General features: G+C 63.3%; 27 protein-coding genes. 15 read left to right on the forward strand and 12 right to left on the reverse strand.

The window, feature by feature from the left end:
* Positions 1 to 75 precede the first annotated feature (75 nt).
* On the forward strand, positions 76 to 531 hold the full coding sequence (locus tag IEI94_RS15650) for a cupin domain-containing protein (RefSeq protein WP_191168201.1): 456 nt from the start codon (positions 76 to 78) through the stop codon (positions 529 to 531).
* 50 nt (positions 532 to 581) lie between these two features.
* Here IEI94_RS15650 and IEI94_RS15655 read toward each other — a convergent pair whose 3' ends face one another.
* Entirely contained in the window at positions 582 to 1,457 is an 876-nt protein-coding gene (locus tag IEI94_RS15655; RefSeq protein ID WP_191168202.1) for a pirin family protein, read from the reverse strand.
* 165 nt (positions 1,458 to 1,622) lie between these two features.
* Entirely contained in the window at positions 1,623 to 1,985 is a 363-nt protein-coding gene (locus IEI94_RS15660; RefSeq protein WP_191168203.1) for an antibiotic biosynthesis monooxygenase family protein, read from the reverse strand.
* Between the two features lie 267 nt (positions 1,986 to 2,252).
* On the opposite strand from IEI94_RS15660, the gene IEI94_RS15665 reads away from it, so the two are divergent.
* Positions 2,253 to 2,657, forward strand: coding sequence for a DUF2000 domain-containing protein (locus tag IEI94_RS15665; RefSeq protein WP_224750164.1), 405 nt, complete (start codon positions 2,253 to 2,255; stop codon positions 2,655 to 2,657).
* Positions 2,658 to 2,881: 224 nt separating this feature from the next.
* Here the strand turns inward: IEI94_RS15665 and IEI94_RS15670 are convergent, their stop codons facing one another.
* The gene (locus IEI94_RS15670) at positions 2,882 to 3,652 is read right to left on the reverse strand and encodes an SDR family oxidoreductase (protein WP_191168204.1); all 771 of its coding nucleotides are present in this window, start codon (positions 3,650 to 3,652) and stop codon (positions 2,882 to 2,884) included.
* A gap of 241 nt (positions 3,653 to 3,893) precedes the next feature.
* On the opposite strand from IEI94_RS15670, the gene ada reads away from it, so the two are divergent.
* Positions 3,894 to 4,988, forward strand: a complete 1,095-nt coding sequence (ada, locus tag IEI94_RS15675) for a bifunctional DNA-binding transcriptional regulator/O6-methylguanine-DNA methyltransferase Ada (RefSeq protein ID WP_191168205.1) — start codon at positions 3,894 to 3,896, stop codon at positions 4,986 to 4,988.
* On the opposite strand, the gene IEI94_RS15680 is transcribed toward ada, so the two are convergent.
* Positions 4,964 to 5,452, reverse strand: coding sequence for an Lrp/AsnC family transcriptional regulator (locus tag IEI94_RS15680; RefSeq protein WP_224750165.1), 489 nt, complete (start codon positions 5,450 to 5,452; stop codon positions 4,964 to 4,966). The two genes, ada and IEI94_RS15680, sit on opposite strands and share 25 nt — an antisense overlap.
* A 124-nt stretch (positions 5,453 to 5,576) precedes the next feature.
* Between IEI94_RS15680 and IEI94_RS15685 the strand changes: the two genes are divergently transcribed.
* Together IEI94_RS15685 and IEI94_RS15690 are read left to right on the forward strand one after the other, a co-directional pair.
* Entirely contained in the window at positions 5,577 to 6,743 is a 1,167-nt protein-coding gene (locus tag IEI94_RS15685; RefSeq protein WP_318153408.1) for an MFS transporter, read from the forward strand.
* 26 nt (positions 6,744 to 6,769) lie between these two features.
* The gene (locus IEI94_RS15690; protein ID WP_191168207.1) at positions 6,770 to 7,174 is read left to right on the forward strand and encodes a VOC family protein; all 405 of its coding nucleotides are present in this window, start codon (positions 6,770 to 6,772) and stop codon (positions 7,172 to 7,174) included.
* Here IEI94_RS15690 and IEI94_RS15695 read toward each other — a convergent pair.
* Positions 7,144 to 7,947, reverse strand: coding sequence for a helix-turn-helix transcriptional regulator (locus tag IEI94_RS15695; protein ID WP_191168208.1), 804 nt, complete (start codon positions 7,945 to 7,947; stop codon positions 7,144 to 7,146). The two genes, IEI94_RS15690 and IEI94_RS15695, sit on opposite strands and share 31 nt — an antisense overlap.
* A 129-nt stretch (positions 7,948 to 8,076) precedes the next feature.
* Here IEI94_RS15695 and IEI94_RS15700 point away from each other — a divergent pair, with 129 nt between their 5' ends.
* Positions 8,077 to 9,663, forward strand: a complete 1,587-nt coding sequence (locus IEI94_RS15700; protein ID WP_191168209.1) for an MFS transporter — start codon at positions 8,077 to 8,079, stop codon at positions 9,661 to 9,663.
* Here the strand turns inward: IEI94_RS15700 and IEI94_RS15705 are convergent.
* Positions 9,660 to 10,271 carry a TetR/AcrR family transcriptional regulator gene (locus IEI94_RS15705; protein WP_191168210.1) on the reverse strand — a complete coding sequence of 204 codons (612 nt, stop codon included), beginning with the start codon at positions 10,269 to 10,271 and terminating at the stop codon, positions 9,660 to 9,662. The two genes, IEI94_RS15700 and IEI94_RS15705, sit on opposite strands and share 4 nt — an antisense overlap.
* A gap of 115 nt (positions 10,272 to 10,386) precedes the next feature.
* On the opposite strand from IEI94_RS15705, the gene IEI94_RS15710 reads away from it, so the two are divergent.
* Positions 10,387 to 11,127, forward strand: coding sequence for an SDR family NAD(P)-dependent oxidoreductase (locus IEI94_RS15710; protein ID WP_191168211.1), 741 nt, complete (start codon positions 10,387 to 10,389; stop codon positions 11,125 to 11,127).
* Between the two features lie 47 nt (positions 11,128 to 11,174).
* On the opposite strand, the gene IEI94_RS15715 is transcribed toward IEI94_RS15710, so the two are convergent.
* Positions 11,175 to 12,062 carry an alpha/beta fold hydrolase gene (locus IEI94_RS15715; RefSeq protein WP_191168212.1) on the reverse strand — a complete coding sequence of 296 codons (888 nt, stop codon included), beginning with the start codon at positions 12,060 to 12,062 and terminating at the stop codon, positions 11,175 to 11,177.
* A 110-nt stretch (positions 12,063 to 12,172) separates the two neighbouring features.
* Here IEI94_RS15715 and IEI94_RS15720 point away from each other — a divergent pair, with 110 nt between their 5' ends.
* Both IEI94_RS15720 and IEI94_RS15725 read left to right on the forward strand, forming a co-directional pair.
* On the forward strand, positions 12,173 to 13,051 hold the full coding sequence (locus IEI94_RS15720) for a LysR family transcriptional regulator (protein ID WP_318153409.1): 879 nt from the start codon (positions 12,173 to 12,175) through the stop codon (positions 13,049 to 13,051).
* Between the two features lie 71 nt (positions 13,052 to 13,122).
* A complete protein-coding gene (locus IEI94_RS15725; protein WP_191168214.1) occupies positions 13,123 to 14,205 on the forward strand; it encodes a threonine aldolase family protein in 1,083 nt (360 codons plus the stop codon).
* A 163-nt stretch (positions 14,206 to 14,368) separates the two neighbouring features.
* Here IEI94_RS15725 and IEI94_RS15730 read toward each other — a convergent pair whose 3' ends face one another.
* Together IEI94_RS15730 and IEI94_RS15735 are read right to left on the reverse strand one after the other, a co-directional pair.
* Positions 14,369 to 14,941, reverse strand: a complete 573-nt coding sequence (locus IEI94_RS15730; protein WP_191168215.1) for an AAA family ATPase — start codon at positions 14,939 to 14,941, stop codon at positions 14,369 to 14,371.
* A 143-nt stretch (positions 14,942 to 15,084) separates the two neighbouring features.
* Entirely contained in the window at positions 15,085 to 15,795 is a 711-nt protein-coding gene (locus IEI94_RS15735; RefSeq protein WP_191168216.1) for an FMN-dependent NADH-azoreductase, read from the reverse strand.
* A 145-nt stretch (positions 15,796 to 15,940) separates the two neighbouring features.
* Between IEI94_RS15735 and IEI94_RS15740 the strand changes: the two genes are divergently transcribed.
* The 3 genes from IEI94_RS15740 to IEI94_RS15750 all read left to right on the forward strand — a co-directional run bounded on the left by IEI94_RS15740 (position 15,941) and on the right by IEI94_RS15750 (position 18,260).
* Positions 15,941 to 16,831, forward strand: coding sequence for a LysR substrate-binding domain-containing protein (locus IEI94_RS15740; protein ID WP_191168217.1), 891 nt, complete (start codon positions 15,941 to 15,943; stop codon positions 16,829 to 16,831).
* Positions 16,832 to 16,946: 115 nt separating this feature from the next.
* On the forward strand, positions 16,947 to 17,573 hold the full coding sequence (locus IEI94_RS15745) for a LysE family translocator (protein WP_191168218.1): 627 nt from the start codon (positions 16,947 to 16,949) through the stop codon (positions 17,571 to 17,573).
* A 48-nt stretch (positions 17,574 to 17,621) separates the two neighbouring features.
* The gene (locus IEI94_RS15750) at positions 17,622 to 18,260 is read left to right on the forward strand and encodes a LysE family translocator (RefSeq protein WP_191168219.1); all 639 of its coding nucleotides are present in this window, start codon (positions 17,622 to 17,624) and stop codon (positions 18,258 to 18,260) included.
* Here IEI94_RS15750 and trpA read toward each other — a convergent pair.
* Together trpA and trpB are read right to left on the reverse strand one after the other, a co-directional pair.
* Positions 18,253 to 19,068 carry a tryptophan synthase subunit alpha gene (gene trpA, locus IEI94_RS15755; protein WP_191168220.1) on the reverse strand — a complete coding sequence of 272 codons (816 nt, stop codon included), beginning with the start codon at positions 19,066 to 19,068 and terminating at the stop codon, positions 18,253 to 18,255. The genes IEI94_RS15750 and trpA overlap by 8 nt on opposite strands.
* A gap of 20 nt (positions 19,069 to 19,088) precedes the next feature.
* Entirely contained in the window at positions 19,089 to 20,294 is a 1,206-nt protein-coding gene (trpB, locus tag IEI94_RS15760; RefSeq protein ID WP_191168221.1) for a tryptophan synthase subunit beta, read from the reverse strand.
* A 108-nt stretch (positions 20,295 to 20,402) separates the two neighbouring features.
* Here trpB and IEI94_RS15765 point away from each other — a divergent pair, with 108 nt between their 5' ends.
* The 3 genes from IEI94_RS15765 to IEI94_RS15775 all read left to right on the forward strand — a co-directional run bounded on the left by IEI94_RS15765 (position 20,403) and on the right by IEI94_RS15775 (position 23,050).
* Positions 20,403 to 21,329, forward strand: a complete 927-nt coding sequence (locus IEI94_RS15765; RefSeq protein ID WP_191168222.1) for a LysR family transcriptional regulator — start codon at positions 20,403 to 20,405, stop codon at positions 21,327 to 21,329.
* Between the two features lie 95 nt (positions 21,330 to 21,424).
* Positions 21,425 to 21,784, forward strand: a complete 360-nt coding sequence (locus IEI94_RS15770) for a YciI family protein (RefSeq protein ID WP_191168223.1) — start codon at positions 21,425 to 21,427, stop codon at positions 21,782 to 21,784.
* Between the two features lie 3 nt (positions 21,785 to 21,787).
* On the forward strand, positions 21,788 to 23,050 hold the full coding sequence (locus IEI94_RS15775; protein WP_191168224.1) for an RNA polymerase sigma factor: 1,263 nt from the start codon (positions 21,788 to 21,790) through the stop codon (positions 23,048 to 23,050).
* Here IEI94_RS15775 and ligB read toward each other — a convergent pair.
* Entirely contained in the window at positions 22,996 to 24,702 is a 1,707-nt protein-coding gene (ligB, locus tag IEI94_RS15780) for an NAD-dependent DNA ligase LigB (protein ID WP_191168225.1), read from the reverse strand. The genes IEI94_RS15775 and ligB overlap by 55 nt on opposite strands.
* Positions 24,703 to 24,740: the final 38 nt, after the last annotated feature.

The following is a 24,740-nucleotide window of genomic DNA, read 5'->3' on the forward strand; positions in this document are numbered from 1 at the left end:
CGCAGAGGGCGCTGGCTTATCCCGCATGGCAAGGCGCAGGCGCTTTTCGGACAAATCCAAACGAGGAGAATCGGCATGTATCTATCGAAACAGGACATAGAAGAGCTCGAAGGCGTGAGGAAGGTACACCTCCTCAATGCCGAGGCCGTGCGCATCAACAAGTCGCTGGGGGATGCCGTCGGCATGACCCAGCTTGGGATCCACCAGATCAGTGTGCCACCCGGCCACTTTTCCACCGAGTACCACTGCCATCGCTACGAGGAGGAGGCCGTCTACGTGCTGTCAGGAGTCGGCATGGCCACGCTCGGCGACCGCAAGCAGCCGATCCGCCCCGGCGACTTTATTGGCTACCCCATCAACGGTGTGGCCCATGAGATGTATAACGATGGCGATGAACCGCTGGTGTGCCTGGTGGTGGGACAGCGGTTGGCCCAGGACGTATGCGACTACCCGCGCTCGGGCAAGCGGCTCTATATCAACGGTAGTGAACAAACCCTGGTCGACCATGCCGATATCGAGCATATCCCCTAATAGCCTTGCATCGAGAAACGGGTGTGATCGAGCTGCAGAGCTACCGATAGCTAGACGTCCAACCCACCAAAGCGACCGTGCTGGTAGTCCTCGATCGCTTGAACGATCTCTTCGCGGGTATTCATCACGAAGGGCCCGTGGGAGTAGACCGGTTCATCAATGACCTCCCCATGGCCAAACAGCAGACGCGCGTCGCTGCTGGCGTCGATCACTAGGCTGTCGCCGGCGCGATCCACCTCGATCAGATGGTGGGGCTTGGCTGGCTCGCCGCCCACCGTGACATCACCCTCTACCACATAGAGAAATACCTGCCGACCAGGGGCAACGGGTAGTCGCTCCTGCGCCCCGGTAGGCAGCCGCAGCGTCGACATGAATATCCCCGTGAGCGTTTCGATAGGGCCTGTGTCTCCCTGCCACTCACCGGCGATCAGGCTCAATTCCCCGCCACCCGGTAGCGCAATGGCGGGTATCGATTCTTGCTGCAGCCCCACATAGCGCGGCTCGCTCATTTTCAGGTGAGCGGGCAGGTTGACCCACAGCTGTAGAATTTCCAACGGGCCACCGTCGCGCAGAAACTCGGGCGGCGAAATTTCCGCATGCACGATACCGCTGCCCGCCGTCATCCACTGAACGCCCCCCGCGTGGATCACGCTTTGATGCTTGGCGCTATCCGCATGGGCCAGCGACCCTTGCAGAATAAAGGTCACCGTTTCAAAGCCGCGATGGGGGTGTGGGCCGAACGGCAGCCCGCCGTTATTGGCAGGATATGTCTGCGGTCCGTGATGGTTGAGGAACAGAAAGGGATCGAGCTGTTCTAGCTGCGGCCCCGGCAGCGGCCGACGGGTGATTAAATCACCGATATCATCGCGCTTGGAGGGATGCTGAGCGACCACTCGACGAACGGATTGCGCACTGGCTAACGACATAACGGCCTCCTTATCAATGACGGTCAGCGTAAAACCTGAGCGGGGAGATGAGGAGTGAATAATTTGCCGCGTCTCATTGCAGGAAATTGTTCGAAGCCAAAATACTGGTGTGGTCGAGCGTGTTCGATAGGAAAGGCTCATTGAAGCACTCTTGGGGAGTGCCTTTTACTCTGTGGGGGGAGAGCGGTCGTGGCGCTCGCGGCTATCGGTAGGCGCCTGGTCGCGTTCGTGCATGCCGTAGTCACGCATGACCGTGGCGACGCGCAGGCGATAGTCGTCGAAAACCAGGTCGCGGCCCATGGTCTGGGCGTCGCGGTGGCGTTCCAGCCGGCGCCATTCGGCCACTGCCTCCTCGTCGCGCCAGAAGGAGAGCGAGAGGACCTTGCCCGGTTGAGTCAGACTCTCGAAGCGTTCGATGGAGATAAAGCCATCGATTTCGTCGAGCAGAGGACGCAGGCTGGCGGCGATGTCGAGGTACTGGTCGCGATGGCCGGACTTGGGGATGACTTCGAAAATAACGGCGATCATGCTAGCTCCATGTCGTTATAGTGATTGTGGTTGTTCCAGGTCGAATGATACGGCGCATCAGGGTGCGATTTCATCATAGCCATGGCCCAGAGAGTGCACGAGGCAGGCAGTGTGGAAGAAGGTGGCATCCGCGACAAGCTTTTGGGTAGTCACCGTTCACGGTCATCCGCGTCCAGGTTGATGAGCACATCCCTACTGGCAAAGATCATTTTTGTTCAATATACAAGGCACTTGTTTGGGCAGGCTAAAACCTCAACAGGAGGATGAATGATGTCGATAAAATCCGTTATCGTGCTTGCCAGCAATTTGCCTAATGGCCTGGCTGCCAACTTTGCTGCGGTTCTTGGCATGAGCCTTGGGAAGCATTCACCCGAGCTGGTGGGGAACGATACTGCCTCAGCCGATGGCATCCTGCTCAAAGGTATTACCAGAGTGCCACTTCCGATCCTCTGTGTCCCGGAAAGTGAACTGCCTGGCCTCTTTCATGCCGCAGAGGAGTTGCCGATTCGTTTTACCTACATGCGTGCTGCGTTCGAGGCGAGCGACTACGCCGATTATACGTTGCGCATCAATTCTGCGTCGTTTGAAGAGCAGACGCCATTAGGCGTTTTGCTGGCTGGGCCGAGAAAGGCGGTGGACCGAATCTGCGGCCAACTCTCCCTGCTGCGTTAAGCGCAATAACACTTTGTCTGCCGGATCCAGTTTTAGCAGGCCGAACAGCGACGGCTCATGAACCAACACTGATCGAACGCTTCTGGCCATAGCCGTGCTTCTTATGGCCAGTCGGTGCTCTACTGCCTTCTTCCGCGACTACGGGTATTACCTCAAAGCCGTTCTTGACAAGCAACAACGCTGACCGCGGCGGAGTTGAAACCCGGCAGCGTTGTACTTGTCGGTCAGGTGCGGCTGATCGAGGCGCCCCCATCGGCCAGCATCGCCGTACCGGTGACGAAGCTGGCATCGTCGGAGGCCATGTAGAGCGCCGCGCGGGCGATCTCCTCCGGCGTGGCCATGCGCTTGAGGGCATGCAGGTTTTCGACGAATGCCAGAACTTCCGCTCCGGCATCGGGGGCATTGGTAATGCTCGCCGGAGTATCGGTGCCGCCGGGCAGCAGAGCATTGACCCGAATGCCGTTGGGCCCAAGCTCCGCAGACAGGCATTTCATCAAGCCGAGGATGCCGGCTTTGCTGGCGGCATAGGCGGCCATGCCGGGCATGCCGACGGTATGACCGACGAAGCTCGAGGTGAACAGCAGGCTGCCGCCGCCTCGCTGCAGCAGCGCCGGGACCTGGTATTTGGCGCCCAGGAAAGCAGCGGTCAGGTTTGTCTCCAGGATGTCTTGCCAGTCACTCGGCGACATGTCCTGCAGGGGCGCCATAGGGCCCACGATGCCGGCATTATTGAAGGCAACATCGAGCCCTCCGAAGCGCTCAATGGCGGTGGTGACCAGGCGCTCGGCCAAACCTTCGTCGCGCACATCCCCACTGACAGCGACGGCAGAGCCGCCGTCGCGTGCGATGGCTTCGACCAGGGCATCGAGTTCTTCCTTGCGGCGAGCGCTCACTACCACCTTGGCGCCTGCGCTGGCGAAGAGACGAGCCGCAGCATGTCCGATGCCCGAGCTGGCACCGGTGACGATGGCGACTTTATCGGCAAGTGAGTTCATCTGGCTGTCCTCTCTAGGTTGATTGGGGGCGTCGTTTGCGACCCCATGTCGAACCCTGAGGGAGGGCGCCGATGGGCTCACTCCGCTTCTTGCCTCTGAATCACAAAAAACCGGCAATGCTATGCTGCGAATGACACGAAGAGACGGGCTCGCTTTGAAAGCAAGGGACGGAGTGTGGCAGGCGGGCCCAAGGGTCATCCTGAATCCACGGTGAACGCCGAATCCACAGCGGAGGCCCGCCATGAATAAGACAACGATCGAGTCACTTGCCATCTTCGAAGCCGATGAAGCGAAATGGGCGGCGGTACTGGCCCGCGATGCCGCGGCGGACGGTGCCTTCGTCTATGCGGTGCGCACCACCGGGATCTATTGCCGGCCCACCTGCCCATCGCGCCGGCCGCGGCGTGAGAATGCCGAGTTCCATGCCGATGGCCCGGCGGCCGAGCACGCCGGCTATCGGCCCTGCCTGCGCTGCCGGCCCCATCAAGTGTCACTGGCACAGCGCCATGCCGAGAGTGTGGCCCGAGCTTGCCGGCTTATCGAAACATCCGACACCCTGCCTTCCCTCGACGAGCTGGCGGAGGTGGCGGGCTTGAGTCGTTTCCACTTTCACCGTGTGTTCAAGTCGATCACTGGCCTGACACCCAAGGCCTACGGCGTGGCGCGGCGTGCCGAGCGGGTGCGCGCCGAACTGTTGAACAGCGAAACGGTGACCGAGGCGATCTATGAAGCGGGTTACCACTCCAGCGGACGCTTCTACGCCGCGTCGACCCAGATGCTCGGCATGACGCCGAAGCGCTACCGTTCGGGAGGAGAGGGCATGAATATTCGTTTTGCCCTGGGAGAATGCTCACTGGGCACGATACTGGTAGCGGCCAGTGAAAAGGGCATTTGCGCCATTTCCCTGGGGAGTGATCCTGAGCCGCTGTTGCAGGAGTTCCAGGATCGGTTCGCCAGCGCCAGCCTGGTCCCGGGAGGAAAGGATTTCGACGCCTGGGTGGCCCGGGTGGTGGGTTTTATTGAAGCGCCGGAGATCGGGCTGTCGCTGCCGCTGGACATTCGCGGCACTGCCTTTCAGCAGCGGGTCTGGCAGGCGCTGACCGAGATTCCCGTGGGCGCCACCATCAGTTATGCGGAGCTGGCGGAGCGGATCGGCTCTCCCAAGTCAGTGCGCGCCGTGGCCAGTGCCTGTGCCTCCAATACCATCGCGCTGGCCATCCCCTGCCACCGAGTGGTGCGCAGCGACGGGGCGCTTTCCGGGTACCGCTGGGGCGTGGAGCGCAAGCGCGCCCTGCTCGAGCGGGAGCGAACTTACGAACTCGTCGACGGCTCGTAATGCTCTTCCTCCAGTGCCTCGGTAATAGCTGCCTGGGGCGTGCGTTCCATGTAGGTGGAGAGCACCACATAGCTGCGCGTGGCTTTGACACTGGGTAGGGCATAGAGCCGGGCGAGCAGCCCTTCCAAGGCTCGACTGCTGGCGCAGCGCACCTTGAGCAGCATGCAGGCGTCGCCGGCTACCGAGTGGATCTCCTCGACTTCGGGCAGTGCCGAGAGGGCCAGCAGCTCCTTGCTCTTGCCCCATCCGGTGGCGTCGACATGGACGAAGGCCAAGAACGGCTTACCGGTGGCGGGCCCATCCAGCACTGCCACGGTGCCGCGTATGCGTCCTGTAGCACGCAGCCGCTTGACCCGCTCGTGCACCGCAGGGGCCGAAAGCCCGACACGATTGCCCAGGTCGGCGTAACTGAGCCCGGCGTCCTCGGCCAGTTCTCCTAATATTCTTCGGTCGAAGGCATCCATTGGACGCGCCTCCAGGGCCTTCTCCCGAACGATGTCTGTTTTTTCTGAGTTCGGCATTATCGTCATTGCTCCGAATGATATTCCTTTCTTTAATGTTAGCGTCGAATATCATCTGGAGCTAGCCGTGATTACCCGCCACCTTCTTCTGTTAACCGCCGCTATTGCCGTGATCGGTGCCAACTCGCTGGCGCTGAGCCCGATTGCTGCCTCGGTGGCGAAAGCGTTTCCGGGCGTCAGCGCTGCCGATGTGATGACGGCGGCTGCGGTTTACGGTTTGGCCACTGCCGGCAGCGCACTCTTCCTGGCCTCGATCGCCGACCGCATCGGCGCCGAACGGGCGCTGATGCGAGCCCTGCTGGTGCTGGCGGCGGCACTGCTGCTGGCGGGCAGCGCGCCCTCGCTGATAATCCTGATTGGTGCCCAGGCACTCGCCGGGCTGGCGGCCGGTGTAGCGCTGCCGGCGATCTATACCTTGGCCGCCCAGGTGGCCGTGAAGGGGCGCGAGAGTGAGACCCTTAGCTTCGTGCTCAGCGGCTGGACGCTGAGCCTGATAGCGGGCGTCAGCCTGTCGGCGGTGCTGGCAGATATCCTCCACTGGCGAGCCGTCTTTGCGCTGCTGGCGGGGGCGGCACTGTTCCTGGCATTGGGCGTGGCCCGTTGCCGGGAGTGGGGCAGCGTGCGTGCGGTGATGCCGACCTCGCCGCTGACAGCGCTGCGTGTGCGCGGGGTGCCGAGCGTACTGCTCAATGTGGCGGCATTCATGACGGCGTTCTATGGTCTCTACAGCTATCTCGGCCCGCATCTTAGTGACGTGCTGATGGCCTCGACTACCTTTGCCGGGCTGACCATTGCCATTTATGGCGCCGGCTTCGGCATTGCCGCGCCGCTGGGACGCTGGGTCGATCGCCATGAGCCGAGCAGCGTAGCGTGTCTGACCTTTGCCGCTCTGATCCTAATTTATCTGGGGCTCGGCGCCACGGCGTCGCTGCCCTGGCTGTTGCTGGTGTTCTGCCTGGCGTGGGGTATCGCCAACCATATCGGTCTCAACCTGCTGCTGCGTCGCCTGGGGGAACTCGACCCGGCACAGCGCGGCGCCATCATGGGACTGAACAGTGCGGTGACCTACCTGTGCGTTTTCGTCGGTGCGCTGCTCTATCGCCCCATCTTCCTGCACGTCGGTTTCGCCGCCAGCGCCTGGGCCTCGGCGATGCTGGTGTTGCCCTCTCTGGGCTGGGCGCTGGAGCAGCGGCGCAGAAAACAGGCAGTGCTACGCTGTCGTTCGGAGGTATGAGAAATCCGTAAGGAGGGTAATGGAGCATGATTGCTTACACCATGGTGGGTACCAAGGATCTCGATAACGCACTTGAATTCTATGACCCACTCTTTGCTGAAATGGGCTGGGATGTCTGCTGGAAGGATGATTCGTGCGTTTCCTATGGGAGAGAAGATGATCTCGATTTCCCGAGGTTTTTTGTTAACTATCCCTTCGATGGTCAAGCAGCGAACGTGGGAAATGGCACCATGACGGCCTTCCAATTCGCCGAACCTGAGCAGGTCGACAGGCTATATCGAATCGCCATCGACAATGGCGGCAGTGACGAAGGCGCGCCAGGCTATCGACCGCAATACGCCGAAGGTTTCTATGCGGCCTATGTGCGTGACTGTGATGGCAATAAGTTGGCCTTTGTGGTTTATCCCAAAGAAGTGGTGGAGGCGAAATAAACCACCATCCTGAGATGGCGATGCTCGTCCACCAGCAGCGTGGTGTGCTCGTACTCCCTGAGATTCGCATCGGCGTCGAGCATGGTGCCGATACCGTAACGGTAGGCTTCATGATTGGGCTGTTCCCACCAGTGGCGGAAATCCGGCGACAGCTTGGCGAGCGCTTCGATCAATTCCTGCATGGCCGGGTCCTCTGGCGCAGCGGCCAGATCGCAGCGGAACTGGGCCAGCAGGCGGGAGGCATCCTGCCGCCAGTCGGGGAGGCGCCGGCGCAGCGCGGGGTCGGCGAACATCAGGCGCATCATGTTGCGCTCGCCAGGTTCCCTGTTGCTGAAGTCGAAAAGGGCATCGGCCGTGGCGTTCCAGGCGATGACGTCCCAGCGCAGGTTCATCACGTAGGCGGGCCTGGCCATGTCATCCATCAGGGTCTGGATCAGTGGCGGAATCGCCTGCCACTGGTAGGCCTCCACCGGTGGCGGGCGGCGATGGGCGAGCAGGAACAGGTGGCAGCATTCGGCGTCGTCGAGCTTGAGCGCCTTGGAGACGCTGAGCAGGAAGCTCTCCGAGACGTTGATATCACGCCCCTGTTCGAACCAGGTGTACCAGGTCAGCCCCACGCCAGCCAGCGTCGCCACCTCCTCCCGCCGCAGCCCCGGTGTGCGGCGGCGGCCGGTAGACGGCAGGCCGACGTCAGCCGGCGTCAGCTTGTTGCGATGATGAATCAGGAAGTCGGTGAGTTCGCTGCGGGTCCTGTCGAGGCTGCGGCTGGCCATGGCATTGCTCCTGGGGAGTATTGCTCCCGTTTGGTATTGCTCAAAGTAATAGGATAAGTAGCTATATTGTAACCCTATAAAGTTAGGCCAAGACTACCATGCCAACCCATGTAGAACTGGAGGCGCGGCATGGTTTCCCTTACCGAGCAAGAGACAACTACACGTTCGCCCCGGCAGCAGGCGGGTATCAAGGAGTGGGCCGGCCTGGCGGTATTGGCGCTGCCCACCGCGTTGCTGGGCCTCGATGTCACCATTCTCTATCTGGCACTACCCGCCCTGGCGGCGGACCTGCAGCCGAGCAGCACCCAGGCGCTGTGGATCATGGACGCCTACGGCTTCATGATCGCGGGGTTCCTGATCACCATGGGCACGCTGGGCGATCGCATCGGCCGCCGTCGACTGCTGATGATCGGCGCCGTGGCCTTTGGCATCACCTCGGTGATAGCGGCCTATTCCACCAGTGCCGTCATGTTGATCGCCGCCCGTGCCGTGCTCGGCGTGGCCGGCGCGACGCTGATGCCGTCGACTCTGGCGCTGATCAGCAACATGTTCGGTGACGTGCGTCAGCGCGCACTGGCCATCGGTGTCTGGGCCACCATGTTCGCGCTGGGGATGGCGGCGGGACCGGTGGTGGGGGGCCTGCTGCTGGAGCGCTTCTGGTGGGGCTCGGCCTTCCTGGTGGCAATACCCGTGGTGGTCGTGCTGCTGATCGCCGCTCCGCTGCTGTTGCCGGAATACCGCGCCCGTCGCAGCGGCCCCCTGGATTTCGCCAGCGTGCTGCTCTCGCTGGCGGCGGTGCTGCCGGCGGTCTACGGCGTGAAAGAGATGGCCAAGGCGGGGCTCGAGCCCGTTTCCGTGCTGGCTCTGCTGCTGGGCGGGCTGCTGACGATTGCCTTCGTGCGACGCCAGCAGCGTCTGGCCGACCCGCTGCTGGATATGCGGCTGTTCGGAAGCCGCACCTTCAGCGCTGCGCTGATCGTATTGCTGGTGGGTCTTGTTGGTGTTTCCGGCGTCATGCTGCTGGTAACCCAGTACCTGCAGTTGGTGGCGGGGCTCACGCCATTGGCGGCGGGACTCTGGATGGGGCCGCCGGCGCTGATGATGGTGCTGGCGGGCATCGTGGCGCCGCTGCTCGCCCGCCGTATCCGCCCCGGTTATGTGGTGGGCGCCGCACTGACGCTCTCGACGCTGGGCTACTGGCTGCTGGCAAGCGTCGAGGTGAATGCCAGTGGGGTAGGGCTGGCGATAGCAGGGTTCTCGCTGGTCTATCTCGGCCTGGGCACCATCGCCGCGCTGGGCACGGATCTGGTAGTGGGCGCGGCGCCGGCGGATAAGGCGGGTTCGGCCTCGGCGATGTCGGAGATGGTCCAGGAGCTTGGCGTTGCGCTGGGCGTTGCGCTGCTGGGTAGCCTGGCGACCTTCGTTTACCGCGCGCAGATCAGTGACGTCATGGCCGATGGCGTGACTGCCGACGTATCCGGCGTCGTGGAGGAGAGCCTCTGGGCTGCCGTTTCGGCTGGTGAAAGCTTACCTGCTGGGCTGCTGCTGGAAGCCCAGCAGGCCTTCACCGCCGGACTGAACCTGACCGCCACGGTGGGCGGCGTCGTCATCCTGGCACTGGCGGTGGTCTCCATCGTCAGCCTGCGCCATGTCGGCGCGATAGGTGAGACCCAAGAGGCATCAGCGGAGAAAGGCGAGCCCTGCACGCTCTGCTAGTTCGGGTCAGTCGTCAGGGCCTCCCAGCCCGCCATGGCGCAGTCGGCGATCGCCAGCAGCGTTTCCCGCGAGGCGCCGTCGCGGGCCTGGATCGACATGCCGTGCTGCAGGGTGACGATATAGCTGGCCAGTGCACGGCAGTCCGTTGAGGCGGGCAGCTCGCCCTCCTCGACGGCACGTGTCAGGCGGCGTTCCAGCAGGCAGCCGTTGGCCTGTCGGTGGGCTTTCAAGGCGTCGCAGACCTGGGCATTGGCGCCCTGCATCTGCGGTGCGGCCAGCACGATCATGCACCCCCTCGGGGTAGCCCCACGGGTAAAGGCCTCGGCCGTGGTGCGCAGCACCTGTTCGATGGCGGCACGTGCCGTCGCTGCCGTGTCCACCTGCTCCCAGATACCGCTGCCTTCCGTGCGCACGTAAAGCGCCACTGCCTCCTGGAACAGCGCCTCCTTGCTGCCGAAGGTGGCGTAGAGACTGGGCGCGTTGATGCCCATGGCTCGGGTCAGGTCGGCGAGCGAGGCGTTGTCGTAACCCTGAACCCAGAACACCTCCATGGCTCGACGCAGGGCATCTTCCCTGTCGAAGCCGCGGGGTCTGCCGCGCTGAGCCATGTCGAACTCCTTTTTTGTATCGATAACTACAAAATATCTTGACAGGCAGCCTCATGTCTAGCCATCTTGCTTTTGTATCGTTCACTATATAAATCGCAATAAGCGGAGGCAAGACATGCAGCGACTCAACGGAAAGGTAGCGATGATCACCGGGGGCAGCCGTGGTATCGGGGCCGCCATCGCGCGGCGCCTGGCGGCAGAGGGGGCAAGCGTTGCGGTAACCTATGTCAACGGCGAGGCCCAGGCGCAGGCGGTCGTGGATGAGATCAGGTCCGCAGGCGGTCGGGCGCTGGCCATTCGCGCCGATAACGTCGATGCCGCGGCGATCGAGGCGGCCGTCGAGCGCACGGTGGCCGAGCTGGGCGGCCTCGATATCCTGATCAACAATGCGGGCATCTTCCCGACCGGCAGCATCGACGAGGCGACCTTGGAGGAGCTGGATCGCACCATCGCGATCAACCTGCGTGCCCCTGTTGTGGCAGTGATAGCGGCGGCGGCACATCTGCCGGAGGGTGGGCGCATCGTCACCATTGGTAGCAATCTCGCCCAGCGAGTGCCCTGGCCCGGCATCAGCCTGTACGCCATGAGCAAGGCGGGTCTGGTAGGGCTGACCAAGGGGCTGGCGCGGGATCTTGGGTCTCGGGGGATCAACGTCAATATCGTGCATCCGGGTTCCACCGACACCGATATGAATCCCGCCGATGGCGAACTCTCCGATCCCCAGCGCAGCTTGATGGCCATTCCACGCTACAACGAGGCCGACGACGTGGCCGGCCTGGTGGCCTGGCTGACAGGACCGGAAGGGCGCTCGGTAACCGGAGCGGAGTTCACCATCGACGGCGGCGCCAATATCTAGATGCGCCCATCAATCATGACTTAGCAACCAAGATCGATGGGCATGCTTTAGCGTTGAACGAAGGCCAGAATGGCGTCGGCCACTTGCTCGGGGGCTTCCCGCTGAGGGAAGTGACCGACGCCTTCCAGCAACTGGCGCCGATAAGGGCCGGTGAAGAAGCTCTCCTTGCCGGCGGAGCTATCGGGGTGATTGCAGGCATCGGCAGCGCCGTGCAGCACCAGTGTGGGCACCGCCAGTCGCGGCGCCGGGTTGAGCCGCGCCTCATCTTCGTTATAGGTCGGGTCTCCAGGGACGAACCCCCAGCGATGCCGGTAGGAGTGCAGTACCACATCTGCCCAGTCGGGGTTGTCAAAGGCCGTGGCCGCTACGGCGAAATCCTTCTCCTGGTACCAGTCAGGCGGCGACCAGCTGTCCCACATCATGCGGGCAAAGGCATGGCGATCCTGCTCGACGGTTCGCCCTCCGCGAGGTGTGGCCATATACCAGTGATACCAGTAGTTGCGGGCCTGAGTGAGAGAAATGGTCTGCTGTGGGTCGTTGGTACCGTAACCCACCGACATCATGATCAGGTGGGAGGCCTGTTCGGCGCCGAGGCCACAGGCATTGGCCGCGGCGCGGGCGCCCCAATCATGCCCCGCCAGGATCGGGCGCTGCAGTTTCAGGGCGGCGATAAAATCCAGCAGGTCGCGCCCCAGGGCAGCGAGCTGCCCGCTGCGCATGGTGTGCGCATGGCGAAAGCGGGTCGGTCCGAAGCCGCGCAGTGCCGGGCATAGCACGCGATAGCCTGCTGCGGCCAAGCGCTCGGCGACGTCGGCCCAACCCTCGGGGCTATCCGGCCAGCCGTGCAGCAGTACCGCCGTGTGCTGGCCCTGTGGATTCCACTCCAGGTAGCCCACTTCCAGCGTTGGGGTCGTGATGCTCCGATATGTCGTCATGGCGTCATCTCTCGTTAGTGTCACTAGGAGCGTAATCCCTTGCTGTGCGATGATTCGTGATGAGTTGCATGGTATTGACGATATTTCATGAACAGTGAGGTGGCATGGCCGTGTCTCGCACAAGCCTGGATATCGTGCTGCTGCGTACTTTTCTCGAGGTGGTGGAGAGCGGCGGCTTTGCGGTCGCTGCCGAACGGCTGGCGCTGACGCCATCGGCCGTCAGTGGCCACATCAAGCGCTTGGAGCTGGCAACCCAAAGCCGGCTTCTGGAGCGCACCACACGTAGCCTTCAACTGACCGCGGCAGGCGAGCTGCTCATCACCTATGCGCGTAATATCATTGGTCTGGAGCGCGAGGCCCGAGCCCGACTGAGCGGCGCGAGTATCAGTGGACGCATACGGATCGGCGCCTCGGAAGACTTCGCCGGTAGCTGGCTGCCTCAGGTACTGGAAACCTTCCATCGCTGGCATCCCCAGGCGTCCATCGAGTTGAAGGTGGGGATCACCGCCGGGCTGATCAGACAGCTGCAAGCCGAACAGTTAGAGGTGGTCTTCGGTAAGCAGTGTTCACGGGTGGCCGAGAACGGCGAGCTGCTATGGCAAGAGGAGCTGGTTTGGGCCTTCGCGGCCCAGCGACCCTTCGCTGCAGCGGGCGAGGTCGCACTGGCCGCCTTTCCCGAGCCTTGTATCTATCGGGAGTCGGCCATCACGGCCTTGAGTCAGGCGGCAAAGCCCTGGCGACTGGCATTCGAGAGCAGCAGCATGGCGGGCTGCTTGGCGGCGGCAAGGGCGGGCTTTGCGGTGGCTCCGGTGGCCCGCAGCCAATTGCGCGATGGTCTCAGAGCCCTGGGCGCCGATGAGGGGATGCCGCCCTTGCCCGATGCCTGTTTCTACGCCTTTGCGAATCCTGGCTCATCGGCCGCGCAGGCGTTGATAGCGCGGGTCAAGGAGGTAGGCTGGCGACGCCGTTTCGCCGGCCAGGAACCGTGATGTGAAACTGGTTCGGTGCGCTACCTGCTAGTCTTCGAGTTGAACACGGCAAGACAATTAAAAGGACAGTTATGGTTGACACTTCCTCGCCGCGGCCACTCTCTTATGATGTCCCTTCGACGTGCCGTGATGCGCTGCTGGACTTGGCGGAGTATGCGGGAAATATGCCCATGGATCGTCATGGGGTTGGCGTGACCGAGAAGCTGGAGGCGCGTCTTTGCGAGCTACTGGGCCATGAGGCGGCCGTCTTTATGCCCTCAGGTAAAGCGGCCCAGAACATTGCTCTTAAGATCTGGTCCCAGCGTCGCCAGTGCAACCGTATTGCCATTCACCCTCGCTCGCACATTGAAGAGTGGGAGGCCAAGGCATATAGCGAGCTATTTGGCTTACAGAGCACTAAGCTCGGCGCATACGATCAGCAGACGACTATCGAGGACCTCAAGGCGATCAAAGAGCCGCTCGGTGCGGCAGTCATAGAGCTTGCTTTGCGACCGCTCGGGTGTGTGACCATTCCTTTGGATGAACTGAGGGAAATGGCTGACCATGCACGATCGCAAGGCATCCCGTTGCATGCCGATGCCGCGCGTATCTGGGAAGCGCAGCCGGGTTATGGTTGCACGCTGGCCGAGATTGCTGCGCCTTTTGATACGCTGTACGTCTCGCTATACAAAGTATTGAGAGGCTTTGCGGGTGGGGCACTACTTGGCCCGGCGGACTTCATCGCAGAAGCACGTATCTGGCAGCACCGACTGGGACAGAAACTGTATCGACAATTTCCCTATTCTCTTGCTGCCTTGCAAGGCCTCGAGGTAATGCTCCCCCGCGTGCCGGCAATGTTCGAGCGAGCCAACCTTTTGGCCGAGCAGATTGCCAAAGTGGAAGGCGTGGTCAGGGTGAATCCACAGCAACCATGCACGCCTAGTTTCCAGATTATCATCGAGGCCTCTGCTCAAGACATGCGTGAGGCGCGAGACAAAGTAGCCGACCACAAAGGAATCTGGCTATTCGACGCGGCCATGCCTTCACCGTATCAGGGCCTGTCCATGTTTGAGGTGCATATCGGCACCTCGGCTCTGGAGATGAACCCCGAAGAGGTTATCGATGCTATCGGGTGCTTTACCCGAGAGCTTGGATATAAGCCAAGGACTTCTTAGTCAGCAAAGCGAGCAGTGGCCACGTTGTTTTACTGATTGGCGATTAGACGTGGTTCAAGGCTCGCCGCCAACGCTTCCTCCAGCGATCGATACCCTGCTCTGCCTGAGCCAGAGAAAGTGGTAGGTGGGGGAAACTCACGAGGCACAGGCCGAGTCCTGCACACTATGATCGTAACAACGACGTTGGTGTCTGCCGGCAGGTGGGGTGCATCATCACAGCGTCGCAGAGTGCCTCTACCGGTTGCCGGGAGTCGAGCCGCATGATCGGGCAGGTGAGACGATACATCCAGCGCTCGTGAAGGTCGAAGCCGCGTAGCGGTGCCTTGCCGGTGTCGTAGCGCCTGGCCCAGTCCATGAACTCCCGGTGGGTGTCATGCATGTCTCCGCCTGGCTGGATACGATCGCCATAGCGGGCTCGCTCGCGGTCGAGCAGCCGCCCCATGCGTCGCGCATGGGGGAGCGAGAGAAATATCGCCAGGGTGAAGTGATGCAGCAAGGGATCCCCCCAGCTGCACAGGGAACCGGCAAGTACCCATGAATCGCACTCGGCTATCTCGCGCTCGATCATGGCAACTCGCTCAGCGGGATCACGCTTCGTGGTAAACGGAGGATCGGTTGGCTGCCAGTAGTAGCTGTCGGTATCCAGAAAGGGGATATCCAGCCGCTTGGCCAGCGCCGAGCCCAGCGTCGTTGTGCCTGACCCCGAGGCACCGAAGAGATGTAGTCGTACCGCCATGCGCCGTTCATCCCTGATACAGAGAGGGTTGATCTGCCCCGTGGGCACTGGAATGAGCGGCGCATTATAGCCATCTCGTCCCTTTGGGCAAGATGCGGCATGGCTGGCCCGTGTACGGAATGAGCGTTACGGGCCAGCCGAGGTCAGTCGTGAATCGGAGCAACGATGTTGTGGGTTGTTTTCTGGCTCGCCGCCAACGCTTCCACCAGCGAATCGATATCCCGCTCGGCCTGGGTCAGTGAACGCTGCAGTCGTTCGTCGCCGAACTCGTCGTACTCCACGGCGATCCCGTGCACGTCCTCGATACCGAGGTAGCCGAACACGGTGCGGATATGCGGTTCGACGTGGTTGGCATGGGCCATGCGCTGGCCCGGTTCGTAGCCATAGTCGCCCCGGGAGCCCAGCACCACGAGGCGCTTGTGCATATCGGTCAGCATTGGCCAGTAGGGCAGGCCCTGGCGCGAGCGGTCGAAGCCGAAGGTGCGCCCGACCCGCACGATATTGTCGATATACGCCTTGAAGCCGGCGGGGACGCCGAAGTTGTACATCGGCACGCCGGCGACGATCAGATCGGCCTCCAGCAGCTCATCGACCAGGGCATCGCTCTCGGCCAGGGCGTCATGCATCCAGGGTTCGCGGGCCTCCGGCTTGGTGAACGCGGCATGAATCCAATCGCCAGTGACGGGATGCGGCGGATGCTGGCCCAGGTCGCGATAGAGGATGCGATCAGCGGGACGCGCCAGTCGCCATTGCTCGACGAAATGGGCGCTGAGGCGCCGGGAGTGGGAGCCGTGGGGATCGACTCCGGAACGACCGGGGCGCGCGCTGGCATCCAGGTGGAGTAGGGTGGCCATGGGACAATCTCCTGTCAGTTGAATTCATCTATCTGCTGCATGGATGACAGGATCTTCCTGATGATACTGGGCTGACAAACGATCTATTCTTGAAAGATAGACAAGTTGAATTTGTCTATAAGTAGCATCCACGAAACGAGGCCATATGAATCGACGCCTGCTGCCGCTCTCCCAACTGCGCGCCTTCGAGGCGGCGGCGCGCCATCGCAGCTTCAAGCAGGCCGCCGAGGAGCTGGCCGTGACCCCGGCGGCCATCAGCCACCAGGTGCGCGAGCTGGAAACGCTGCTGGGCGTGGCCCTGTTCGAGCGGCGCGTGCGTCAGGTGGTACCAACGCCAGCGGCGGAGCATCTGTTTCCCGTGCTGCAGCGTGGTTTCGATGCCTTCAGCAACACCCTGGATACGCTGCGCGAACGTTCGGCGCCCGCCAGCGTGACGCTCTCCTGCACCCCGGCCTTCGCCAGCCAATGGCTATTACCGCGACTGGCCGATTTCCATACCCGACACCCCGATATCGACTTGCGCATCCATGCCAGCGAGGCGCCACTGGATCTGTCACGCGGTGCGTCGCTGGCGATTCGTTACGGCATGGGGCCTTATCCGGAGCATGAAGCGGAAGTACTGGCCGAGGACAGCTTTGCTTTGGTGGCCAGCCCGCAGTTGGGCCTTGCCCGCTACGAAGACCTAAAGGCGGTTCGTCATATCGTCTTCGACTGGTACTGCGCTACGCTGGGCCTGCCGTCGTGGCAGCACTGGTGTCAGGCGGCGGGTGGCAATATGGCCGACCTGGGTGCGAGCCTGACCTTCTCCGACGAGAGCCATGCGATACAGGCCGCCATCGCCGGGCAGGGTGTGGCGCTGTTGAGCTTGGCCCTGGTGAAGGCGGAACTCGAGCGCGGCGTGCTGCAGGCACCCTTCGGGCCAAGACTGCCGGGACTTCGCTATCAACTGGTTCGGCATGGCCGTTTCAAAGGCCACGTTGCCCTCGAGCGGGTGGCCGAATGGCTGAGAGAGGCCTTTGCAGAAGCCTCGAATTAAGGATAGCGACACGGTGAATCATTGAGCCCAACGAACAAAATTTTTGCTTGCCGGCCAATGCCCTGCCTGGGCATGCTGACAGGGTCGTTAACTCATCAATAATGAGACAAGAGAGATGAACATCGAGCTCTGGCTGGCCTTTGTGGCCGCTTCTGCCGTGATGCTGGCAATCCCTGGTCCGACGATTCTTACCGTGATGAGCTATTCGCTGGCCTCGGGACGGCGTGCCAATGTGCCGTTGGTTTCTGCCGTCGCCCTGGGTGATTCCACGGCCCTGGCGATGTCACTGCTGGGCCTCGGTGCACTGCTGGCCACCTCGGCGTTCTGGTTTACCGCGGTCAAGTGGGTCGGTGGGCTTTACCTGCTCTACCTGGGTATCAAGCTGCTGCGTGCCGGAGCGAGTACGAGCGTCGTGCTGACCCCGGCGGAGTCCGTGTCGCGCTGGAAGCTGTTCGGCAATACCTACCTGGTCACGGCGCTCAATCCGAAGGGCATCGTGTTCTTCATGGCCTTTCTGCCACAGTTCCTCAATCCGCAGATGCCGGTAACGCCGCAGTTGTGGGTGCTGGCCGCCACCTTCGTCACCCTGGCCACGCTGAATGCCACCCTCTACGCGTTCTTTGCCGCTTCCGCTCGTCGCCTGCTGTCCACGCCACGTGCTCAGCGCGGCTTCCATCTGCTGGGAGGTTCGCTGCTGTCGGGCGCCGGGGTCTGGGCGCTGCTGGCCAGGCGGCCGGCCTGAGGAAGAACTGGAGCTGGATGCCACCTGTCCGACAAGGAGAAGAACGCCGTGATACCGCTGTCCGATCTGCTGCTTTTCGCCATGGCCGCCCTGATCGTGGTACTGACCCCGGGGCCGAACATGATCTACCTGATCTCGCGTTCGGTCTGCCAGGGGCGAGCAGCGGGAGTGATCTCGCTGTTTGGGGTGATGGCGGGCTTCCTGGTACACATGCTGGCGGCGGCCGTCGGCCTGACCGCGCTGTTTCTGGCCATCCCCCTGGCCTATGAGATTCTCAAGTGGCTCGGTGCCTTGTACCTGCTCTTTCTGGCGTGGCAGGCCGTCAGGCCAGGCGCGTGTTCTCCCTTCGAGGCACGCACGCTCAGCGTGGACCGGCCTGGCAAGCTGTTCCTGATGGGCTTTCTGACCAACCTGCTCAATCCCAAGATCGCCGTCTTCTACCTGGCGATCTTCCCGCAGTTCGTTTCGCCCGAGCATGGCTCGGTGCTCCTGCAGAGCCTGGTGTTGGGTTTCACCCAGATCGGTGTGAGCTTCACGGTCAACCTGGCGATCGCCCTGTCGGCGGCGGGCATCGCCACCTGGTTTCAGCAGCGCCCCACCTGGCTGGTTGTGCAGCGCTACGTCATGGGCGGCGTGCTGGCCGGCATGGCGGCCAAGCTTGCCGCGGAGCCGCGTCACATCACCTAACCCGCCGCACGCCTTCGGCCAATTCCCGCACCAGGCCATGAACTGCCTCGACGGCGCCAGACCGAGTGTCGGCGCTTTCAATGCGCTCTACCAGGGCTGAGCCGACCACTACGGCATCGCTGAAGTGGCCAATCGCGGCGGCCTGCGCGGCACTGCGAATGCCGAAACCGACCGCTATCGGCAAGTGGCTATGCTGGCGCAGCCGACCCACCATACCCTCGACATCGGAGAGTGCCGGGGCGAGGCCGCCGGTAATGCCGTTCACCGAGACGCAGTACAGGAAGCCCGACGCATTCTCCAGCACCCGGGTCAGCCGTTGGCTGTCGGTGGTCGGTGTGGCGAGACGGATACAAGCGATGCCATGTTCCCTGGCCGGCAGGCATAGCTCGGCGTCATGCTCGGGGGGCAGGTCGACCACGATCAAGCCATCGACACCGGCGCGGGCGGCATCCTCCAGGAATCGCTCCACACCGTAGCGGAAGATGGGATTGTAATAGCCCATCAGCACCAGCGGCGTTTGCGTGTCCTGTTGGCGGAAGGCATGCACCATCTCGAGCGTCCGGGCCATGTTCTGTCCGCCTTCGAGGGCGCGTTGGGTGGCCTTCTGTATCACCGGGCCGTCGGCCATGGGATCGCTGAATGGCATGCCGAGCTCGATGATATCGGCGCCAGCCGCCGGCAGCCCCTTGAGGATCTCCAGCGAGGTCTCGAGGTCGGGATCGCCAGCGGCAATGTAGGTCACCAGTGCCGGCCTCTGCTCCGCCTTGAGCGCGATAAAGCGGTTATCGAGGCGAGTCGCGTTGTGCATGAGAGTCTCCTTGGCAGCGTTCATTGGTAGTTCTCGCCGAGATGGTGGGCGACGCTCATCATGTCCTTGTCGCCACGTCCGCTCAGGTTGACCACCATGAGGTGGTCGCGGGGCAGTCTTGGGGCGCGCTTGGCGATCTCGGCCAGGGCGTGGGCCGACTCCAGCGCCGGGATGATGCCCTCCAGACGGCAGCAGCTCTGGAACGCCTCGAGCGCTTCGTCGTCGGTGATCGAGACGTAGTCGATGCGCCCCTGCTCATGCAGCCAGGCGTGCTCCGGGCCGATACCCGGATAATCGAGCCCGGCCGATATCGAGTAGGCATCGGTGATCTGACCATCCCCATCCTGCAGCAGGTAGGTGCGATTGCCATGCAGAACGCCGGGTACTCCGCCGCTAAGACTCGCCGCATGCATGCCGGTTTCGTTGCCCTTGCCGCCGGCCTCGACGCCGATCATGTCGACCGTCGCGTCGTCGAGAAAGGGATGGAACAACCCCATGGCGTTCGAGCCGCCGCCGATACAGGCGACGAGGGAGTCGGGCAGACGCCCCTCCTTCTCGAGGATCTGGGTGCGAGTCTCGCGTCCGATCACCGCCTGGAAGTCACGCACCATGGCGGGATAGGGGTGTGGCCCGGCCACGGTGCCGATGATGTAGAAAGTGTCATCGACGTTGGTCACCCAGTCGCGCAGCGCCTCGTTCATCGCGTCCTTGAGCGTGCCCGTGCCGGTCGTGACAGGAATGACCTCGGCGCCGAGCAGCTTCATGCGGAGCACGTTGGGTTGCTGGCGCTCGATATCCGTGGTGCCCATGTAGACCACACAGGGCATGCCGAAGCGGGCCGCCACGGTGGCCGCGGCGACGCCGTGCATGCCGGCGCCCGTCTCGGCAATGATGCGTGTCTTGCCCATTCGCTTGGCCAGCAGGATCTGGCCGATGCAGCTGTTGATCTTGTGCGCACCGGTATGGTTGAGCTCCTCGCGCTTGAGGTAGATCTTTGCCCCACCGTAGTGCTCTGTCAGGCGTTCGGCGAAGTAGAGGGGGCTGGGGCGGCCAATATAGTCGCGCTGGAAGTAGGCGAGTCGAGACTGGAACTCGTGGTCATTCCTAGCCGCGCCGTATTCGGCCTGCAGCTCGGCAATCAGTGGCATCAACGTCTCGGGGACGAAGCGACCGCCGAAGCGGCCAAACATGCCATTGCCATCAGGCTGCATCGAGTCGTCGGTCATGGGGCACCTCGCAGGGATCATGGGAAGTCATGTAACGAAGCTAGCGCAGACAGGCGGGGCGAAATATCGATAAGATGGCCGCTACATGTGAGCCAGGATCACAAGTCTATGTTGCACTCCATGCCTTCCCTTAGCGCCTTGCGCGCTTTCGAGGCCGCCGCGCGGTTGGGCAGCGTGACGGCTGCGGCGGAAGAACTCAGTGTTACCCACGGTGCGGTTAGCCGTCAGCTGCGCAGCCTGGAGGAACACTTCGGCGTCGCACTGTTTGCCAAGGCAGGCCGAGGCCTGGAACTCACGAGTCACGGGCAACGGTTTCAGCGCGGCGTAGGCGAGGCATTTGCCCGCTTGCGGGAGAGTTGTACCCAGTTGAAGCGTGACGTCGAAGGTTCCCCCTTCATCCTGGCCTGTCCGGGTACTCTCCTGGCGCGCTGGCTCATTCCCCGGCTCGACCACCTTCATCGTGAGCTGCCCGAACTCAAGCTGCATGTCGTCTCCAGCGAGAGTGACGTTCTCCCCGGGAAGGACGAGGTGAGCGCGACGCTGACCTTTTCCGCACCGCCGTGGCCGGCCGGCGTGGAGGTGATCGAATTGGCAGCAGAACAGATCTGCGCGGTAGTGAGCCCGTCACTGGCCTCTCGGTTCGATCCGGAGCAGCCGGCGACGCTGTTTGACGCCAAGCTGCTGCATACCGCCTCGCGGCCTCAGGCCTGGCCGCATTGGGTGCGTGCGCATGGCCTCGATTTGGCGCGTCTTGATCGGGCGCTGGTCGACGGGCAGGGCTTCGATCACCTCTACTATCTGATGGAGGCGGCAGTGGCGGGATTGGGGGTGGCGATAGCGCCCCGGCTGCTGGTCGAGGATGACCTGCGGACTGGGCGTCTCGTCGCCCCCTGGGGTTGCGTCGAGACCCCCGCTCGACTGTGCCTGTGGCTCTCACCCAGCGACAATCCACGCCGGAGTGTTCGGCTTGTCGAATGGCTAAGGCGTTCTATCCTTTCCGAGGATAGGGACGATGTGGCCACTAGCGTTATCTAGGAATTCCCCTAAGCAATGTCGAATAGTGCCGTCCTGCAGCGATAGGGTGATGACCAGGGTGAACGGCCTTGTCAGACAAACGGGGGAGAAGTGACATGCAATACATGCTGATGTGCTGTATCGATGAGGCGCTCTGGGAGGGGCTGCCGGACGCATCTCGCGATGCGGTAATGCACGACTACCACGCGCTGATCCAGGAGATGGTCACCAGTGGCACCTATCGTGGGGGCGCTCGGCTGCAGTCGGTGGCGAGCGCCACGACGCTGCGTGAGCACAATGGCCAGGTGGTGACTCATGATGGGCCCTTCGCCGAGGCGCGGGAGCAGTTGGGCGGTTTCCATGTCGTGGAGTGCCGCGATCTCGATGAGGCGCTGGCGCTGGCCCGGCGTATCCCGCCGCTGCGCGTCGGGGGTTCGGTCGAGGTGCGGCCGGTAGACCCCGCCTATCGTATGTAGGCTATGAACCTCGATGCACTCTACCGCGAGGCACATGGTCGGCTATTGGCGGGCCTGATTCGCCGCTTTGGTGACTTCGCCCTGGCCGAGGATGCGCTGCAGGCGGCCTTCGAGGCCGCCATGCGCCAGTGGCCGGAGCAGGGCACGCCGCCGAGCCCGTTGGCCTGGTTGGCGGCGACCGCCCGTCACAAGGCGCTCGATCAGCTGCGCCATCGCCAGATGCTCGAGCGCAAGCAGGACGAACTGGCCATACACCTTGAGCAGACCCTGAGCGAATCGCCGGCGCCGGATGACGAGATGCCGCTGGATAGCCTGCGGCTGATGTTTACCTGCTGCCACCCGGCGCTGGGACGGCCTGCCCAGGTGGCCCTGACGCTGCGCACCCTGGGCGGGTTGACCACCGAGGAGATCGCTCGCGCCTTTATGCTACCGGTGCCGACGCTGGCCCAGCGGCTGGTGCGTGCCCAGGCCAAGATCCGCGATGCCGGCATTCCGTTCGAGGTGCCGGACGACGAGACCCTTGGTGAGCGTCTCGATGCGGTATTGGCGGTGATCTATCTGATCTTCAACGAGGGCTATGCAGCCAGCAGTGGCGAGCGGCTGGTGCGCGAGGAGCTGTGCCGGGAGGCGATCCGCCTGGGGCGCCTGCTGGTCGGCCTGCTGCCCGCCGAGCCGGAGGCGCGCGGTCTGTTGGCGCTGATGCTGTTCCACGATGCGCGGCGCGATACGCGCCTCGACGAGAACGGCGATATCGTGCTGCTGGAGGATCAGGAGCGCTCGCGCTGGCAGCGTGATTCGATCGACGAGGGGCGTGCCCAGCTGCAGCAGATGCTGGGCGAGGGCCCGCCTGGCCCCTACGGCGTGCAGGCCGCGATTGCCGGGCTGCACGTCGAGGCGCCCAGCGCCGCAGACACCGACTGGCGACGCATTGCAGCGCTCTATAGCCTGCTCCACGCCATGCAGCCGACGCCGGTGGTGGCGCTCAATCGCGCCGTAGCGATCGCTATGGCGGATGGCCTGGAGGTCGGCCTGGCGCTGCTGGATAACATTCATCTGCCGGGCTACCACCTGCTGCCGGCGGTGCGCGCCGACCTGCTACGCCGACTGGGACGCTACGAGGAGGCCGCCGTGGCTTACCGCGAGGCGCTGGCGCTGTCGCCCCAGGCGGCCGAGCAGCGCTTTCTCGAGCGCCGCCTGGCCGAAGTGTGCGCTCAACCTGGGCCTGATGCGGGCAGCGTGTCGAGCCAGGCACCGATGCGCGGATGAGTGAAGAACGCTACCAGCCGTTCGGCGGTGATCTCGCCAATCCCGGGCTTGGCGCGCCAGTCGGCGGCGGAGCGCCGGCGCAGTTCGTCGAGCACTACCGCGCCATTGGCGTCATGTAGCGCCTCAGGTGCCACGCTGGGCATGCCCAACGCCGCTAACCAGCGTGGCAGCGAATAGTCGTCGGCAGCGGCAAAGCGGGCATGCCACTGTGCGGCACGCACCTCGCCGACACCGTGGGCCTGTTGCAGTTGTGTCGAACTGAGGTCACGCCAGTCGAGCAGCTCCTCGATCAACCCGGCATCTAGCAGGCGCTGCCAGCTGCCCTCACCGATACCGGGCATATCCAGGCCCTCGGGTCCCGAGAGCCATGTCAAGCGGGCCAGAAACTGGCTCTCGCAGCCGGGCGTCAGACGCAGGCAGCTGAGCGGATGGTATGCCGCGGGATCGGGGGCCTCTAGTGGCGGACGCGGCGTCTGGCGTGCCAGCACCGACTCGAACTGGGGGATGGTCAGGCCGGCGAGGCGGATCGCGATATGGTCGCCGGGACGGATGTCGTGCTGCTGCCACTGTGCCAGTGAGCCAAGGCTGACGCGACGAATGGTGCGGTCGTCGAGAAGAGTGGGCATCAACCTGAGTACTGGGGTGATCTGGCCGGTGCGGCCGACGCGGAACTCGACGCCGCGCACCTCGGCCAGCGCCTGCTGGGCAGGGTGTTTCCAGGCCACCGCCCAGTCTGGCGGTGCTGCCTGCCAGGCGTCCGGGGAAGGGCGCTGGCTCTGACGCACCACCACCCCGTCGGTGGCGAAGGGCAGGGCGCTGCGATACCAGCGCTGGCGCCAGGTGGCGACCTCGTCGGCCTGGGTCACGGCCTGAGTCATCGCCACGCTGTCGGCAAAGCCCCAGGCGTCGAGTCGCTCCAGCCGCTGCGGCATCTCGGCAGGGCCGTCCGGCCAGTCCCACACGAACAGCCCCACCCGCTCGGCATCTGCCGCCTGCCAGGCGTGGCGCGCCATCAAGCCGATAATGGCGCTGCGTGCACCGGCGCTGCCGTGTTCGGCCTGCACGTGGTTTTCGAGGCGCAGGTAGAGCTCGCCCTGTAGCACCACGCGCGGCGGGTAGGGGGCCGCCAGACGTTGGGTAACGTGGGGCGCCTGATGCAGATGCTCGAGCCAATCGCTGCCGCGCTCGCCATCACCGCGACTGATCGCCCGGGCCAGTCGGCCATGCTCATAAACCAGGGTCACGGCCACGCCGTCGACCTTGGGCTGCACCCACAGCGAGTGCGCCTGGCGGCGCTGCATCCAGCGCGCCAGGCTGGCCTGGTCGTCGAGCTTGGCCAGGCCGGTCTGGACGACCGGGTGGTCGAGGGGGCCGCCTGGCTCATGGTATGTGTCATCGGAGCGCAAACCGCTGCAGGACTGTGCGCGTGTCAGTCGCTCGCGCGTCTGGTCATAGAGGCTGTCGTCGACCAGCCGCTCGCCGCGCTGGTAGTAGGCGGCGTCCCACGCGTCGATCAGTGCCGCCAACTGAGCTTGGCTAGCGGGGTCGATGGACGCACAGTCATCGGCCAGCAGCGGCCAGGCGACGCTGGCCAGGAGCATGGCGACGAAGTGGCGGACGCGAGTCGCCGCGAAGAGGGTAGAGGCGTTCATGCTGACATCCCTGTCATGGCACACAGTATGGATATCAG

The organism is Halomonas sp. ML-15 (assembly GCF_014779595.1).
Taxonomy (GTDB): domain Bacteria; phylum Pseudomonadota; class Gammaproteobacteria; order Pseudomonadales; family Halomonadaceae; genus Franzmannia.

What these genes read in the sequence shown, in the direction of transcription:
- IEI94_RS15650 (WP_191168201.1), top strand. Translation starts at nt 76, where the DNA reads ATGTATCTATCGAAACAGGACATAGAAGAGCTCGAAGGCGTGAGGAAG.
- IEI94_RS15655 (WP_191168202.1), bottom strand. Translation starts at nt 1,457, where the DNA reads ATGTCGTTAGCCAGTGCGCAATCCGTTCGTCGAGTGGTCGCTCAGCAT.
- IEI94_RS15660 (WP_191168203.1), bottom strand. Translation starts at nt 1,985, where the DNA reads ATGATCGCCGTTATTTTCGAAGTCATCCCCAAGTCCGGCCATCGCGAC.
- IEI94_RS15665 (WP_224750164.1), top strand. Translation starts at nt 2,253, where the DNA reads ATGATGTCGATAAAATCCGTTATCGTGCTTGCCAGCAATTTGCCTAAT.
- IEI94_RS15670 (WP_191168204.1), bottom strand. Translation starts at nt 3,652, where the DNA reads ATGAACTCACTTGCCGATAAAGTCGCCATCGTCACCGGTGCCAGCTCG.
- ada (WP_191168205.1), top strand. Translation starts at nt 3,894, where the DNA reads ATGAATAAGACAACGATCGAGTCACTTGCCATCTTCGAAGCCGATGAA.
- IEI94_RS15680 (WP_224750165.1), bottom strand. Translation starts at nt 5,452, where the DNA reads ATGGATGCCTTCGACCGAAGAATATTAGGAGAACTGGCCGAGGACGCC.
- IEI94_RS15690 (WP_191168207.1), top strand. Translation starts at nt 6,770, where the DNA reads ATGATTGCTTACACCATGGTGGGTACCAAGGATCTCGATAACGCACTT.
- IEI94_RS15695 (WP_191168208.1), bottom strand. Translation starts at nt 7,947, where the DNA reads ATGGCCAGCCGCAGCCTCGACAGGACCCGCAGCGAACTCACCGACTTC.
- IEI94_RS15700 (WP_191168209.1), top strand. Translation starts at nt 8,077, where the DNA reads ATGGTTTCCCTTACCGAGCAAGAGACAACTACACGTTCGCCCCGGCAG.
- IEI94_RS15705 (WP_191168210.1), bottom strand. Translation starts at nt 10,271, where the DNA reads ATGGCTCAGCGCGGCAGACCCCGCGGCTTCGACAGGGAAGATGCCCTG.
- IEI94_RS15710 (WP_191168211.1), top strand. Translation starts at nt 10,387, where the DNA reads ATGCAGCGACTCAACGGAAAGGTAGCGATGATCACCGGGGGCAGCCGT.
- IEI94_RS15715 (WP_191168212.1), bottom strand. Translation starts at nt 12,062, where the DNA reads ATGACGACATATCGGAGCATCACGACCCCAACGCTGGAAGTGGGCTAC.
- IEI94_RS15725 (WP_191168214.1), top strand. Translation starts at nt 13,123, where the DNA reads ATGGTTGACACTTCCTCGCCGCGGCCACTCTCTTATGATGTCCCTTCG.
- IEI94_RS15730 (WP_191168215.1), bottom strand. Translation starts at nt 14,941, where the DNA reads ATGGCGGTACGACTACATCTCTTCGGTGCCTCGGGGTCAGGCACAACG.
- IEI94_RS15735 (WP_191168216.1), bottom strand. Translation starts at nt 15,795, where the DNA reads ATGGCCACCCTACTCCACCTGGATGCCAGCGCGCGCCCCGGTCGTTCC.
- IEI94_RS15740 (WP_191168217.1), top strand. Translation starts at nt 15,941, where the DNA reads ATGAATCGACGCCTGCTGCCGCTCTCCCAACTGCGCGCCTTCGAGGCG.
- IEI94_RS15745 (WP_191168218.1), top strand. Translation starts at nt 16,947, where the DNA reads ATGAACATCGAGCTCTGGCTGGCCTTTGTGGCCGCTTCTGCCGTGATG.
- trpA (WP_191168220.1), bottom strand. Translation starts at nt 19,068, where the DNA reads ATGCACAACGCGACTCGCCTCGATAACCGCTTTATCGCGCTCAAGGCG.
- trpB (WP_191168221.1), bottom strand. Translation starts at nt 20,294, where the DNA reads ATGACCGACGACTCGATGCAGCCTGATGGCAATGGCATGTTTGGCCGC.
- IEI94_RS15765 (WP_191168222.1), top strand. Translation starts at nt 20,403, where the DNA reads ATGTTGCACTCCATGCCTTCCCTTAGCGCCTTGCGCGCTTTCGAGGCC.
- IEI94_RS15770 (WP_191168223.1), top strand. Translation starts at nt 21,425, where the DNA reads ATGCAATACATGCTGATGTGCTGTATCGATGAGGCGCTCTGGGAGGGG.
- IEI94_RS15775 (WP_191168224.1), top strand. Translation starts at nt 21,788, where the DNA reads ATGAACCTCGATGCACTCTACCGCGAGGCACATGGTCGGCTATTGGCG.
- ligB (WP_191168225.1), bottom strand. Translation starts at nt 24,702, where the DNA reads ATGAACGCCTCTACCCTCTTCGCGGCGACTCGCGTCCGCCACTTCGTC.